The organism is Flavobacterium psychroterrae (assembly GCF_018380615.1).
Taxonomy (GTDB): domain Bacteria; phylum Bacteroidota; class Bacteroidia; order Flavobacteriales; family Flavobacteriaceae; genus Flavobacterium; species Flavobacterium psychroterrae.
In genome coordinates this window covers 101,632-114,259 of sequence record NZ_JAGYVZ010000010.1, presented here as the reverse complement: position 1 = coordinate 114,259, position 12,628 = coordinate 101,632, and the positions used below count along the sequence as shown (strand labels likewise).

The window sequence follows — 12,628 nt, the reverse complement described above, 5'->3', positions numbered from 1 at the left end:
GCTCTAGAGCTGTCTTATTTTTTACTGCATATTTGCCTCAAACGATATGTTAAGCAGTTAACATTTAGTTAATATAAAAAATGCTATTTATTAAACTAAGAATCACAGTTACTTAACATCCAAAAAAGATTTCTGATCCATCTTTGCAACAAGAAATTAAACACAAAAAAAACATTATTAAAACGATTATGAAAAAATCAATTTTAAATTTCGTTACAGTTATCGCTTTATCAGGAGGCCTACTTACAAGTTGTTCTAGTGATGATAACAATACAAAAACACCAACTTCAACATTTGTTGCTGATGCTGCTAATTTTAAAGGAACTATCGCTGATGGTGAAGTTGTACTTGATGCATCTAAAACTTATAAATTGACTGGTGCAATAAAAGTAGAAAATGGAGCAACTTTAACAATTCCTGCTGGAACAACTATTGAAGGTACTGGCGGAACTGCATCTTATATCGCAATCGCACAAGGAGGAAAAATCAACGTAAACGGTACAGCTGCAAAACCAGTTATCATGACTGCTACAGTTAAAGAAGCTGGAAAATGGGGTGGTTTAGTAATTTGTGGTAAAGCTCCAATTAACCGCGTAAGTGGTGGTGCTAGTACAGCTACATCTGAAGTTGCCGAATTAACTTACGGAGGAACTAACTCTGCTGATAACTCAGGTTCTATCAAATATTTAAGAATTGAGTACGCTGGTGCTGCTTTTAACTCTGAAAAAGAATTTAACGGACTTTCATTCTTCGGAGTTGGTTCTGGAACTGTTGTTGAAAACGTAGAAGCTTACCACGGTGCTGATGACGGATTTGAATTCTTCGGAGGATCTGTAAACACTACAAACTTAATCTCTATCGGTAACGAAGATGATCAATTTGACTGGACTGAAGGATGGAATGGTACAAACACAAACTGGTATGGTAAATTAGATTTTGGAAAAGGAAACAGAGGAATCGAAGCTGATAACTTTGAATTCGGATATGCTTTTACTCCAATCGCTAACCCTACTATCACAAACATAAGTCTTGTTGGACCTGGAAGTACTGCAGCTGTTGCTAACTTTGCTGAAAATCAAGCTATCAAATTAAGAAGAGGAACTAAAGGAATCATTACAAACGTAGTTTTAAGCGCTTGGGCAACTGGAATTGATGTTGAAAACGACGAAACTATTGCTTTTGTTGGAACATCTTTAAAAGTATCAAACGTATTATTTGTTACTGATGTACCTGCAAAAACTAAAGGAAAGAAAACTGCTGTTGCTCCTGCTACAAGTGGAGTAAGTGCTGATGTATCTGCTATCTTAACTGAATCAGCGACTGCGACAGGAGCTGGAAATGGAGTTTTGGCTCCAACATGGGCTGCTGGTTGGTCAGTTGGTTTCTAATCAAGTATTTCAAATATAATTGTTAAAAACATCCTAAATTTTTAGGATGTTTTTTTATGGCGTAGTTTTTGTAATTTTTTTTGTATATATTTACAGTAATCAAAATAACGCGATGGCAAAAAACTACTTTTATATTACATTCTTATTGGCTTTTTTCTTTACTTTAAGTGTCTCGGCGCAAGATAGTAAGCAATTACCAAAACCTCAAGATGCAACTACCATTGAGGGTTTAAGCTTGTACCCTAATCCGGTTACAAACGGAAAAGTAAATATTTCGTCTAAAAACGATTTAGAAAAAGAAATCATAATTTTTGATATTCTGGGCAAAAAAATACTTCAAACACATTTAAGTTCAAGAGAATTAAACGTGTCTGATCTTGTTCCCGGCGTTTATATCATTAAAATAAGCGAAGAAAATGCTTCTGCAACCAGAAAGCTTATTATTCGATAAATCAAAATACAACAAAAAAAAAGCTCCTTTTCAGGAGCTTTTTTAGTTTTCGGTCACAGTCTCAGTTTTCAGTTTCATTACATTCCAAAAACTGCGACTGAAAAACTGCGACTGAAAACTAAAATCAATATCTTTGCACAAAAAAAGTTTTGATCACAGCCAACGATATATTCACGATTTCGAGTCAGAAACAATTTGAAAAAACAGCATTAAAAGTGTTTCGTTTTCAGCATGAGAATAACAAGGTATATCGTGATTTCTGCGATTTTTTAAAAGTAAATCCACAGCAGGTAAAATCATTGGAACAAATTCCGTTTTTACCTATTCAGTTTTTCAAAAGTCATGATGTTATTTCTAATAATGATCCTGCGCAGGTTACTTTTACCAGCAGCGGAACAACCGGAATGATTACCAGCAGACATATCGTTACTGATGCTTCACTTTATGAAGAAAGTTACCGTAACGGATTTTCTCAATTTTATGGAAATATTGAGGATTACGTTGTTTTAGCTCTTTTGCCGTCTTATTTAGAGCGTGATGGATCTTCGCTTATTTACATGGTCGAAGACTTAATAAAACTATCCAATCAACCTGACAGTGGATTTTATTTGCACAATCACGACGACTTAATCAAAAAACTTACCGCATTAGACCAATCCGGTCAAAATGTAATTTTGATTGGTGTTACTTATGCTTTATTGGATTTAATCGAAAAGCATCAATTCAATCTTCAAAATACCATTATTATGGAAACCGGAGGAATGAAAGGCAAACGTAAAGAAATGATTCGTCAAGAATTGCACGAACAGCTTTGCAAAGGCTTTGGAGTTTCGGCAATTCATTCAGAATACGGAATGACCGAACTTTTAGGACAAGCTTATTCTTTAGGCGAAGGCGTATTCGAATGTCCATCCTGGATGCATATTTTAGTTCGTGATCCCGAAGACGCGCTCACATATGTCAAAGATGGAAAAACCGGCGGAATCAACGTTATTGATTTAGCTAACATCAATTCTTGTTCGTTTATTGCAACACAAGATTTAGGCAAAAAAAATCCCAACAACTCTTTTGAGGTATTGGGACGTTTTGATAATTCTGATATTCGTGGTTGCAATTTGATGGTGTTATAGTTTAATATTGATTTGTTTAATTGGTGAATCGGAACCAGACAATGTTCAGTTTTCCTCTATAACCCCTATACTTTCTATTCCGTCTTTACTTGCTAATTCTCTTTGTTTAAATCCTCTGCTTTCTAGAAACTTATAAACACCATAGCATCCAAGTCCACCAAAGAGTGCAAAAATTAAATTTAACCCTGCATCATCATAATCTCCATCAGCAAGAGAATCAAATCCATTAATGAATCCAAGTATGATAGCGTAAATAAATCCGGAAATAAAAGTCATTCCATAATAAGATACTAATCCAATAAAGAAATATTTCCATTTGTTTTTATTGAAGTGAATAGCTAAATCACTGAATGCTTTCCAAATCCAGTAGATAAATATAAATCCAAAAATATATTTGATTTTTAAGTGATAAACTTAATGAAATAAATCATTTGATTTTATCGTTAACAGAAATTTTCTTTCGCTTTACAACAAAAAAATCCCAACAACTCTTTCGAGCTATTGGGATTTTGATATTCGCAATTTCATTTAATTATTCATAAATATCTTTTCGATGTCCTAAATCGACAACATCAATCAAAAGTTTCCCATCAAATATTTCATAAATAACTCTTTAATCACCTATTCTTATTCTATAACCTGACCTCCTTTTAACTTTTTACAACCGCTAGGTCTCGGATCAAGAGAAAGATTCCCAATTGCAAATAAAATTGGATTTGCAATCTCATCTGACAATTTATCAAGTTTCTTTTGTGCTTTTTTCGAAAAATCAATTTTATACATCCTTCTTCTTAGACTCTCTTGATTTCACATAATCATCAAATGAAATTCTAAAGCCATCATCTTCTTTTTTAGCTTCATCATATAGTTTAATATCATGCAAGTCTTCTAACTTTTCAATCATTTTATTATACTTATCAATCGGCAATAAAACAGCAGTTTTCTTTCCCTTATTATCTGTTAAAAATTGCGTTTTCATAGCTATAATTGTATTTCACGTAAAGTTAGACAATTATTTTACTCTAATAACAAAATAATTCTTCTTCCCACTTTGCAATAACACAAACTGATTGTTGATTAAATCATTAGATGTTAATACAAAATCTTCCTTTATTTTTTCTCTGTTTACAGAAATTGAATTTGCTGTCAATGCACGTCTTGCTTCTCCGTTTGATTTAAAAAAACCCGTTTTTTCGTTTAAAACAGCAACAATATCCAATCCGTTTTCTAAATCAGCTTTTGCGATTTCAGCTTGAGGAACTCCGTCAAAAACTTCCAAAAAAGTAGTTTCATCTAATTTCTTCAAATCGTCAGCTGTAGAATTTCCGAACAAAATATTCGAAGCCTGAATCGCTTTCTCTAATTCTTCTTCAGAATGAACAAAAATTGTAATTTCTTCAGCCAGTTTCTTCTGTAAAACTCTTAAATGCGGAGCTGTTTTGTGCTCTTCGATTAAAGCATCGATCGTTTCTTTATCCAGAAAAGTAAAAATTTTAATATATTTCTCAGCATCAACATCAGTGGCATTTACCCAAAACTGGTAAAATTTATACACTGAAGTTTTATCAGCATCCAACCAAACATTTCCGCCTTCAGATTTCCCGAATTTTGAACCGTCTGCTTTTGTTATTAATGGAGTTGTCAATGCAAAAGCTTTTGCACCTTCTCCTCCCATTCTGCGCACTAATTCTGTTCCGGTAGTAATATTACCCCATTGATCAGAACCTCCCATTTGCAAAACGCAATTGTTGTTTTTATATAAATGATAAAAATCGTAACCTTGAATTAATTGGTATGTAAACTCTGTAAAAGACATTCCTTCGCCTTCTCCGGCAAGTCTCTTTTTAACAGAATCCTTCGCCATCATATAATTTACCGTGATACGTTTTCCAACTTCACGTGCAAAATCAATAAACGAAAATTCTTTCATCCAGTCATAGTTGTTCACCATAACAGGAGCATTTTCATCTTTTGAATTAAAGTCTAAAAAACGAGACAAAACACTTTTGATTCCGGCAACATTTTTAGCCAGAGTTTCTTCATTCAGTAAATTTCTCTCATCAGATTTCCCGGATGGATCACCAATCATTCCCGTTGCACCACCAACCAAAGCAATCGCTTTATGCCCCGTTCTGTTTAAGTGAACCAATAAAATAATCTGAACCATGCTACCAATATGTAGTGAATCTGCCGTTGGATCAAAACCTATATATGCTGTAGTTACTTCTTTAAGCAATTGTTCTTCCGTTCCTGGCATGCTATCATGATATAACCCGCGCCACTTTAATTCTTCAACTAGATTCTTCATTTTTAAAATAATTTGTGCAAATGTAATCAAAGGCAATGGCAATGACAAAAAACAATTTCAATGAAAATAGTAATACCAGTTTCAAAAGCAATTTCAATGGTAATGCAAACAGAAACTTAGAACCTCTGTCCCTTTGCAACTTTGAGCCTTTGAACCTTTATAAAAAACCTTTGTAACTTTGCACCTTTAAAGCAAAAAGTTATCTTTACAAAATGGTATTAGTAACTGGAGGAACAGGTTTAGTAGGCGCACATTTATTGCTTCATTTAATTGAAAATGGAGAAAACGTTCGGGCTATTTACCGCAACCAAAATAATATCAAAAAAACAAAATCAGTTTTTGAACTGTATAAAAAAGAGGATCTATTCGAAAAAATCAATTGGCTTGAAGCCGATATTTTAGATGTTCCTTCGTTAGAAATTGCTTTTATTGACATTCAGTATGTTTACCATTCCGCGGCTTTAATTTCATTTGATCCAAAAGATGAAGAATTACTTCGAAAAACTAATATAGAAGGAACCGCCAATATGGTCAATTTTTCTATCGCCAAAGGAATAAAGAAATTCTGTTTTGTAAGTTCTATTGCTGCTTTAGGAGATATCGCTCCACACGAAACCTATATTACCGAGGAAACAGACTGGAATCCGGAAAAACCTCACAGCGATTATGCCATTTCTAAATATGGTGCCGAAATGGAAGTCTGGCGTGGACTTCAAGAAAGTCTTGATGTTATTATTTTAAATCCGGGCGTAATTTTAGGACCAGTTCCAACTGCAAAAATTTGCGCACAAGGAAGTGCTGAACTTTATACAAAAGTAGCTAACGGACTTTCGTTTTACACACTTGGAAGCACAGGGTTTATAGCAATAAATGATGTGGTAAAAATTGCTCATGAATTAATGAAAAGTGACATCAAAAACGAGCGCTTTACATTAATTTCAGATAATATTGTTTTCAGGGACATTCTAAACACAATTGCCGATGCTTTGAAAGCAAAAAAACCAACTATTCATGCTAAGCCATTATTGATGAATTTTCTATGGATGGCAGATTTGATTTTTGCTACTTTGTTTTTTCAGAAAAGAAGAATTACAAAAGCGACTGCAAAAGCTTCTTATTCTAAAAATTTGTATTCTAATGAAAAAATAAAAACCGCTCTGGGAACGGTTTTTCTTGATGTGCATCAATATATAAAAGACGTTTCGAAATTATAAAACTATTTGTTTTTTCTCGATTGAATTAACTGTTTTATTGAATCAATATTTACTTGTTGTTTCAAAGGTTTTTTAACCGCATCTTTTATAGAATCCTTCGGTTTATTTTTCTTTTCTTTCGCTGCTTTTTTATCTTCAATTTTCACTATTGAATCTGTAGCTCTTTGAGTAACGGCAAGTCTTTTACCAATTTCATCAAACATTTTCTTGTAGTTTTCGTAATCAGTGGCGTAGTATATATTACTTTGCGCAAACTGTAAACTATCAACTTTATATTTTTTGAGAATAAATTTAGTCGGATCAGTTTCGGTAGAATCAGCTGACAAGGGATGTTGATATTTCATAGCATCCAACAGAGACAAATCATACATAATATCAATCATTTTTTCTCTCTCAATAAGTTTTGCAGGCTGTTTGACCAAATCTTTTTTACAACTTACAGAAAGAAACAAAACCAATACTATTACTATAAAATTTTTCATTTCAGTTTTTTATCTATCAAACAATAATCTCTTTCCGTTGCGGATATCTTTCACTTTAAAATTATTATAAACCAATTCACCGTTCACAAAAGTGTGGGTAATTCTTGATTTAAAAGTATAATTTTCAAAAGGCGACCAGCCACATTTTGCCAAAATATTCTCTGGTTTTACGCTCCACGGCAAACTTGGATTTACAATAACCAAATCAGCAAAATATCCTTCTTTTATAAAACCTCTTTTTTCTATTTTAAAAATTTTAGCAGGATTGTGACACATTTTCTCCACAATTTTCTCCACACTAATTTTCCCCTGATGATGCGCTTCAAACATTGCAACGACAGCATGCTGAACAAGTGGTCCACCAGAAGGAGCGTTTAAATACGATTGCATTTTTTCTTCCTTAGTATGTGGCGCGTGATCTGTAGCAATTACATCAATACGTCCGTCATTTAAAGCATCCCAAAGCGCTTTTCGATCTTTTTCAGTTTTAACAGCCGGGTTCCATTTAATGAAATTACCTTTTGTTTTATAATCTTCATCGGTAAACCAAAGATGGTGTACACAAACCTCTGCCGTGATTTTTTTATCTTCTAAAGGAATTTTATTGGTAAACAATTCCATTTCTTTCGCAGTCGAAAGATGAAAAATATGCAAACGAGCTCCTGTTTTTTTTGCCAGAGCCACCGCTTTTGAAGACGAAATATAACAAGCCTCAGCACTACGAATCAAATGGTGCGCCGTTACCGGAACATCATCACCATATTTCTCTTTAAATTCTGCAAGATTATTTTGAATTGTAGTTTCATCTTCACAATGAACCGCTATTAACATTGGTGTACTTGAAAATATTTTTTCTAAAGTCGCTTCGTTATCCACCAGCATATTTCCTGTTGAAGAACCTAGAAAAATCTTGATTCCCGCAACATTTTTTGGATTTGTTTTTAAAACTTCTTCCAGATTATCATTTGTTGCACCCATCATAAACGAATAATTCGCAAATGATTTCACAGCTGCAATTTGGTATTTATCTTCAAGGATCTCCTGAGTAACTGCATTAGGAACTGTATTGGGCTGTTCTATAAACGAAGTAATTCCTCCTGCAACCGCAGCTCTCGACTCTGATTCTATATCACCTTTATGTGTTAATCCCGGTTCTCTAAAATGTACCTGATCATCAATTGCGCCCGGAATCAAATAACTTCCTTCGGCATCAATCACTTTACAATCGGATGTTTTTAAGCTAATGCTGTCGGCAACCTCAACAATTAAGTCGTTTTCGATCAATACATCTCCTTCAAAAACAGATCCTTCGTTTACAATTTTAGCATTTTTTATTAAAATCCTATTCATCGCCATGTATTTATAATTTATTGACTAATTTTTTTAATCGAAGTGAAATAACACCCAGAATAGCTTCTTTTATGATGGCATTGCTCATTTTTGAAACTCCCTTAGTTCTGTCTGTAAAGATAATTGGAACCTCTGTAATTTCAAATTTAGCACAATACGTTCTGTACTTCATTTCGATTTGAAAGGCATAACCCACAAATTTTATTTTGTTAAGATTGATTTTTTCCAACACTTCTCTTTTATAACAAACAAAACCCGCCGTAGCATCGTGAATTTTCATTCCGGTGATAAACTTTACGTAAACCGATGCAAAATAAGACATTAAAACACGGCTCAAAGGCCAGTTTACCACATTTACACCCGTTACATAACGGGAACCAATTGATAAATGTGCCCCGCCAAAATGACAAGCATCAAATAATTTTTCAAGATCATTGGGGTTGTGCGAAAAATCAGCATCCATCTCAAAAATATAATCGTATTTGCGTTCTAAAGCCCATTTAAAACCATGAACATAAGCAGTTCCTAAACCTGATTTTTTGGCTCTTTGTTCTAAAAATAATCTGTCAGGAAATTCTTCCTGCAACGCAATTACTTTAGCAGCCGTATGATCCGGAGAATTATCATCTATAATTAAAAGATGAAAAGGTTTATGTTGCGAGAGCACAGCTCTAACTATACTTTCAATATTTTCGATTTCGTTATAAGTGGGAATTATGACAATACAATCATTCATTTTTCTGCGTAAATTTCATCGCAAAAGTAAACTTTTTATAGCATTTCATTCATAATAAATTTATAATAAAAGTATTGAAACAAAAAATTACTAATTTTGCATCGTTATGATTGAACAACTTCACCCTCGAATTATCGAAAACAGAGACTGGGCGACACTTTTATTTGTGTTGACTTTTGCTGTTGTTGCTATGACTAAATCAGCTTACGAAACTCGATTTAGCGAATTTAGCAAGCTTATTTTTTCAGACAAATACGCAAAAATTTATCGTGATAACAACCATTTAAAAAGCAGCTTTACGGTTGGCTTGTTTTTTGTACAAGTCATTTCATATGCTTTTTTTATTCAGTTAACGATGCATATTTTTGAATATCCCGGAAAAACCGATAAAACGGACTGGTTACTGTTTATTCAGATCGCTACATTTTTACTTTATTTTATTTTAGCAAAATTTCTAATCGAAAAAATTGTTGCAACTTCATTCAACATTGATGAATTTGCCGATCTTTTTAACTTACAAAAAGTTACATACAGAACTTATATTGGCATTTTAATCCTTCCTGTTAATGCAATTTTGTTTTATTATGACAATATTCCTCAGGTTATACCGCTGGTAATAATCGCTATTTCACTGTGTATTAGCCTATACTCATATTTTATTTCAATAAAAACGTATCAAAACGCAATAATCGGTAAGTTATTTTATTTTATTTTATATCTTTGCGCTCTTGAAATAGCACCTTATTATTTTCTCTATTATTGGATTACAAAAGGGAGTGCTTAGAAAACGTTTATTATATGAAAGTGAAAACAATTTTGGTGTCACAGCCTGAACCTAAAGTGGAAAATTCTCCTTACTTTGAGCTCCAACAAAAACACAAAATAAAAATTGATTTCAGACCATTTATTCATGTGGAAGGGGTTAATGCAAAAGAGATACGATTACAAAAAATCGATCTTAATCATTATACTGCAATAATTTTGACAAGCCGTAATGCGGTGGATCATTTTTTTAGAGTAGCAGATGAAATGCGTTATAAAGTTCCTGAAGGATTGAAATATTTCTGCCAATCTGAAGCTGTTGCATTTTACCTGCAAAAGTATGTTGTGTATAGAAAGCGTAAGATTTACGTTGGAGCAAAAGATTTTGCGGATTTATCACCTCTTATTAAAAAGTACAAAGACGAAAAGTTTTTGCTTCCTGCATCTGACCAATTAAATGCCGATGCTCCTATAACACTAAACAACCTGAAAGTTGATTGGGCACAAGCTGTTTTTTATAAAACAGTAATGAGTGACTTATCTGATCTTGCAGATGTTTATTATGATGTTCTGGCATTCTTTAGTCCAACGGGAATTAAATCATTGTTTAAAAACTTTCCTGATTTCAAACAAAACGATACCAGAATTGCAGTTTTTGGAAGCACAACTCAAAAAGAAGCTCTTGATCATGGTTTAAGAATCGATATTCTTGCTCCAACTCCTGAAACTCCTTCAATGACAATGGCTTTAGAAAAATACATTAGCGAAGCAAACAAAGGGAAGTAATTCCTTCAAAATATTCAATTTTTAAAATTCCAAATTCCAACTTTACCGTTGGGATTTGGAATTTTTCTTTTTAATTGAATCTCACTAATTTTTATCAAAGTCTTAAAGCCCGGCAAACAAATAAATAAGAAAGTTTCATCTTCATTTGGAATTTGGAATTTCAAATATTGGAATTTTTCTTTTTAAAGCATTTTGATTATATTTGATTTATAACTAAAACCAAATAACCAAAATTAGTTTGAAATTACAACTCTTATGAAAATCAACTCCCTTATAATTGAAATTGACGGTATCGATAAAGAAATTCTACGCTATTTAATGTATGATGCCCGAAAACCTATTTTACAAATCGCCAATAAAATAGGCATTTCCGGAGCTGCGATTCATCAGCGTTTGAAGAAACTCGAACAATCAGGCGTAATTTCAGGATCTAAATTCACTGTAAACCCAAAAGTTTTAGGTTATAACACAATGGCATTTATTGGCGTTTACCTCGACAAAGCTTCGCGAAACTCTGAAGCCGTAAAAGATTTAAAAAAAATTCCCGAAGTTCTCGAATGTCATTATACAACAGGAAACTGGTCGGTTTTGATAAAAATCATTTGTCGTGACAATGAGCATTTAATGCAGCTTTTAAATACAAAAATTCAAGCCATTGAAGGCGTTTCAAGAACTGAAACATTTATATCATTGGATCAGCAGATTGACAGGCAGATTCAATTATAGAAATTCCAAATTTTAATTTAAACAAATAACAAACCCGACAGATTTTTGAAACCTGTCGGGTTTGTTGTCTTTTATAAATATAATGTTCATGAAATAAACTGGACTGAAGTCCAGCCCTACAATATAACATGTTCCTTCGGAACTAAAAAAAAGTCTTTGGCGTGGGCTATATTTTGGGGTCGGATTTAATCCGGTTTAATATACATATGTAAACAACAAAACCCTATATGGTTTTTTATAAAAATCTCCAGGGTTGAAATTCCAATAATTTGGAATTTGGATTTTTTAAATTGGAATTTGTTTTTTTTAGTTCCTTCTGCTTCCGGAATAAATCGAGATATAGTATAACAATGTGGCAATAGATCCTATTGCAGCTACTAAATAAGTTCTGGCCGCCCATTTTAATGCATCTTTTGCTCCTGCTTGTTCTTCTTGTGTAAGCATATGTTTATTTTCTAACCACGCAAGCGCTCTGTTACTTGCGTCATATTCTACCGGCAAAGTTATAATCGAAAATAAAGTTGTTACTGCAAAAACTACAATTCCAACTAATAACAATTGCGGAAAAGTTCTAATCATCAGAATTCCCGCCAATAAAATCCATTGCATATAATTTGATGCAACGTTTACAATTGGCACTAATTTAGATCGCATTGTCAACCATTCATAACCTATAGAATGTTGTACGGCGTGACCGCATTCATGTGCCGCAACAGCAGCCGCAGCAGCATTACGATGATTATAAACTGCTTCACTTAAATTAACAGTTTTATCTGTAGGATTATAATGATCCGTTAACTGTCCCGGAGTTGAAATCACACGAACATCAGTAATACCATTATCGGCTAACATTTTTTCGGCAATTTCGGCGCCGCTCATTCCGTTTCGTAATTGCAATTTCGAGTATAATTCAAATTTACTTTTGAGCTTTGAACTCACCATCCAACTGAACAACATAATTGCTCCTGCCAGAATTAAATATTCACTTCCCATATTATAATTTTTATTTGATTGATTATTAAAGTTACAAAACAAACTGCAATTTATGAACCAATTTCAAAAAATGTCATTTTGGCATTTTGAAATCAAATTAATTTAAAAGATTATTTTGATAAGAAATATTATTAATTCGGTCGGAATTTGTTTTTTTTTAAACAACAAACTTTTCAATATGGAGACGCAATGCTTGCGCTTCTATCATTTCGACACAAATTGCACGAATTTACACGAATTGAATTGGTGAAAATTTGTGAAATTTGTGGCAAAAAAAATAAAAAAAATTCCAAACCCCAACA

General features: G+C 33.1%; 15 protein-coding genes. 7 read left to right on the top strand and 8 right to left on the bottom strand.

Annotated features, from left to right (window positions below; translation table 11 throughout):
• Positions 1-188 precede the first annotated feature (188 nt).
• The 3 genes from KHA90_RS12195 to KHA90_RS12185 all read left to right on the top strand — a co-directional run bounded on the left by KHA90_RS12195 (position 189) and on the right by KHA90_RS12185 (position 2,969).
• The gene (locus KHA90_RS12195) at positions 189-1,388 is read left to right on the top strand and encodes a hypothetical protein (protein ID WP_213299975.1); all 1,200 of its coding nucleotides are present in this window, start codon (positions 189-191) and stop codon (positions 1,386-1,388) included.
• Positions 1,389-1,500: 112 nt separating this feature from the next.
• Positions 1,501-1,839: a T9SS type A sorting domain-containing protein gene (locus KHA90_RS12190; RefSeq protein ID WP_213299972.1), complete on the top strand. Its 339-nt coding sequence runs from the start codon at positions 1,501-1,503 to the stop codon at positions 1,837-1,839.
• Between the two features lie 149 nt (positions 1,840-1,988).
• The gene (locus tag KHA90_RS12185; protein WP_213299970.1) at positions 1,989-2,969 is read left to right on the top strand and encodes a LuxE/PaaK family acyltransferase; all 981 of its coding nucleotides are present in this window, start codon (positions 1,989-1,991) and stop codon (positions 2,967-2,969) included.
• Between the two features lie 45 nt (positions 2,970-3,014).
• Here the strand turns inward: KHA90_RS12185 and KHA90_RS12180 are convergent, their stop codons facing one another.
• The 4 genes from KHA90_RS12180 to tyrS form a co-directional block, all read right to left on the bottom strand.
• Positions 3,015-3,245, bottom strand: a complete 231-nt coding sequence (locus tag KHA90_RS12180) for a hypothetical protein (protein ID WP_244860312.1) — start codon at positions 3,243-3,245, stop codon at positions 3,015-3,017.
• Between the two features lie 351 nt (positions 3,246-3,596).
• Positions 3,597-3,752, bottom strand: a complete 156-nt coding sequence (locus KHA90_RS25385) for a type II toxin-antitoxin system RelE family toxin (RefSeq protein ID WP_244860311.1) — start codon at positions 3,750-3,752, stop codon at positions 3,597-3,599.
• Positions 3,745-3,948 (bottom strand): hypothetical protein, encoded by a 204-nt coding sequence (locus KHA90_RS12170; protein ID WP_213299967.1) that lies wholly within the window; start codon positions 3,946-3,948, stop codon positions 3,745-3,747. The genes KHA90_RS25385 and KHA90_RS12170 overlap by 8 nt, the downstream gene beginning before the upstream one ends.
• 33 nt (positions 3,949-3,981) lie before the next feature.
• The gene (gene tyrS / locus KHA90_RS12165; protein WP_213299965.1) at positions 3,982-5,277 is read right to left on the bottom strand and encodes a tyrosine--tRNA ligase; all 1,296 of its coding nucleotides are present in this window, start codon (positions 5,275-5,277) and stop codon (positions 3,982-3,984) included.
• A gap of 212 nt (positions 5,278-5,489) precedes the next feature.
• On the opposite strand from tyrS, the gene KHA90_RS12160 reads away from it, so the two are divergent.
• Complete coding sequence (locus tag KHA90_RS12160) at positions 5,490-6,491, top strand: NAD-dependent epimerase/dehydratase family protein (protein WP_213299963.1); 1,002 nt, start codon at positions 5,490-5,492, stop codon at positions 6,489-6,491.
• Between the two features lie 2 nt (positions 6,492-6,493).
• On the opposite strand, the gene KHA90_RS12155 is transcribed toward KHA90_RS12160, so the two are convergent.
• From KHA90_RS12155 to KHA90_RS12145, 3 genes are read right to left on the bottom strand one after another with little or no spacing between them, the layout of a single operon-like run.
• Positions 6,494-6,973: a DUF4296 domain-containing protein gene (locus KHA90_RS12155; RefSeq protein ID WP_213299960.1), complete on the bottom strand. Its 480-nt coding sequence runs from the start codon at positions 6,971-6,973 to the stop codon at positions 6,494-6,496.
• A 9-nt stretch (positions 6,974-6,982) separates the two neighbouring features.
• Complete coding sequence (locus tag KHA90_RS12150) at positions 6,983-8,323, bottom strand: dihydroorotase (protein ID WP_213299957.1); 1,341 nt, start codon at positions 8,321-8,323, stop codon at positions 6,983-6,985.
• 10 nt (positions 8,324-8,333) lie between these two features.
• Positions 8,334-9,059 carry a polyprenol monophosphomannose synthase gene (locus KHA90_RS12145; protein ID WP_213299954.1) on the bottom strand — a complete coding sequence of 242 codons (726 nt, stop codon included), beginning with the start codon at positions 9,057-9,059 and terminating at the stop codon, positions 8,334-8,336.
• A 106-nt stretch (positions 9,060-9,165) separates the two neighbouring features.
• Here KHA90_RS12145 and KHA90_RS12140 point away from each other — a divergent pair, with 106 nt between their 5' ends.
• The 3 genes from KHA90_RS12140 to KHA90_RS12130 all read left to right on the top strand — a co-directional run bounded on the left by KHA90_RS12140 (position 9,166) and on the right by KHA90_RS12130 (position 11,333).
• Entirely contained in the window at positions 9,166-9,843 is a 678-nt protein-coding gene (locus KHA90_RS12140; RefSeq protein WP_213299951.1) for a DUF4271 domain-containing protein, read from the top strand.
• A gap of 14 nt (positions 9,844-9,857) precedes the next feature.
• Positions 9,858-10,607 (top strand): uroporphyrinogen-III synthase, encoded by a 750-nt coding sequence (locus KHA90_RS12135; protein ID WP_173965978.1) that lies wholly within the window; start codon positions 9,858-9,860, stop codon positions 10,605-10,607.
• 255 nt (positions 10,608-10,862) lie between these two features.
• Positions 10,863-11,333 (top strand): Lrp/AsnC family transcriptional regulator, encoded by a 471-nt coding sequence (locus KHA90_RS12130; RefSeq protein WP_213299948.1) that lies wholly within the window; start codon positions 10,863-10,865, stop codon positions 11,331-11,333.
• 306 nt (positions 11,334-11,639) lie between these two features.
• On the opposite strand, the gene KHA90_RS12125 is transcribed toward KHA90_RS12130, so the two are convergent.
• Positions 11,640-12,326, bottom strand: a complete 687-nt coding sequence (locus KHA90_RS12125) for a zinc metallopeptidase (protein WP_213299945.1) — start codon at positions 12,324-12,326, stop codon at positions 11,640-11,642.
• Between the last annotated feature and the right edge of the window lie 302 nt (positions 12,327-12,628).

Excerpts from the sequence above, each read along its gene's own strand:
- KHA90_RS12195 (WP_213299975.1), top strand. The coding sequence starts at position 189 with ATGAAAAAATCAATTTTAAATTTCGTTACAGTTATCGCTTTATCAGGA.
- KHA90_RS12190 (WP_213299972.1), top strand. The coding sequence starts at position 1,501 with ATGGCAAAAAACTACTTTTATATTACATTCTTATTGGCTTTTTTCTTT.
- KHA90_RS12180 (WP_244860312.1), bottom strand. The coding sequence starts at position 3,245 with ATGACTTTTATTTCCGGATTTATTTACGCTATCATACTTGGATTCATT.
- KHA90_RS25385 (WP_244860311.1), bottom strand. The coding sequence starts at position 3,752 with ATGTATAAAATTGATTTTTCGAAAAAAGCACAAAAGAAACTTGATAAA.
- KHA90_RS12170 (WP_213299967.1), bottom strand. The coding sequence starts at position 3,948 with ATGAAAACGCAATTTTTAACAGATAATAAGGGAAAGAAAACTGCTGTT.
- tyrS (WP_213299965.1), bottom strand. The coding sequence starts at position 5,277 with ATGAAGAATCTAGTTGAAGAATTAAAGTGGCGCGGGTTATATCATGAT.
- KHA90_RS12160 (WP_213299963.1), top strand. The coding sequence starts at position 5,490 with ATGGTATTAGTAACTGGAGGAACAGGTTTAGTAGGCGCACATTTATTG.
- KHA90_RS12155 (WP_213299960.1), bottom strand. The coding sequence starts at position 6,973 with ATGAAAAATTTTATAGTAATAGTATTGGTTTTGTTTCTTTCTGTAAGT.
- KHA90_RS12150 (WP_213299957.1), bottom strand. The coding sequence starts at position 8,323 with ATGAATAGGATTTTAATAAAAAATGCTAAAATTGTAAACGAAGGATCT.
- KHA90_RS12145 (WP_213299954.1), bottom strand. The coding sequence starts at position 9,059 with ATGAATGATTGTATTGTCATAATTCCCACTTATAACGAAATCGAAAAT.
- KHA90_RS12140 (WP_213299951.1), top strand. The coding sequence starts at position 9,166 with ATGATTGAACAACTTCACCCTCGAATTATCGAAAACAGAGACTGGGCG.
- KHA90_RS12135 (WP_173965978.1), top strand. The coding sequence starts at position 9,858 with ATGAAAGTGAAAACAATTTTGGTGTCACAGCCTGAACCTAAAGTGGAA.
- KHA90_RS12130 (WP_213299948.1), top strand. The coding sequence starts at position 10,863 with ATGAAAATCAACTCCCTTATAATTGAAATTGACGGTATCGATAAAGAA.
- KHA90_RS12125 (WP_213299945.1), bottom strand. The coding sequence starts at position 12,326 with ATGGGAAGTGAATATTTAATTCTGGCAGGAGCAATTATGTTGTTCAGT.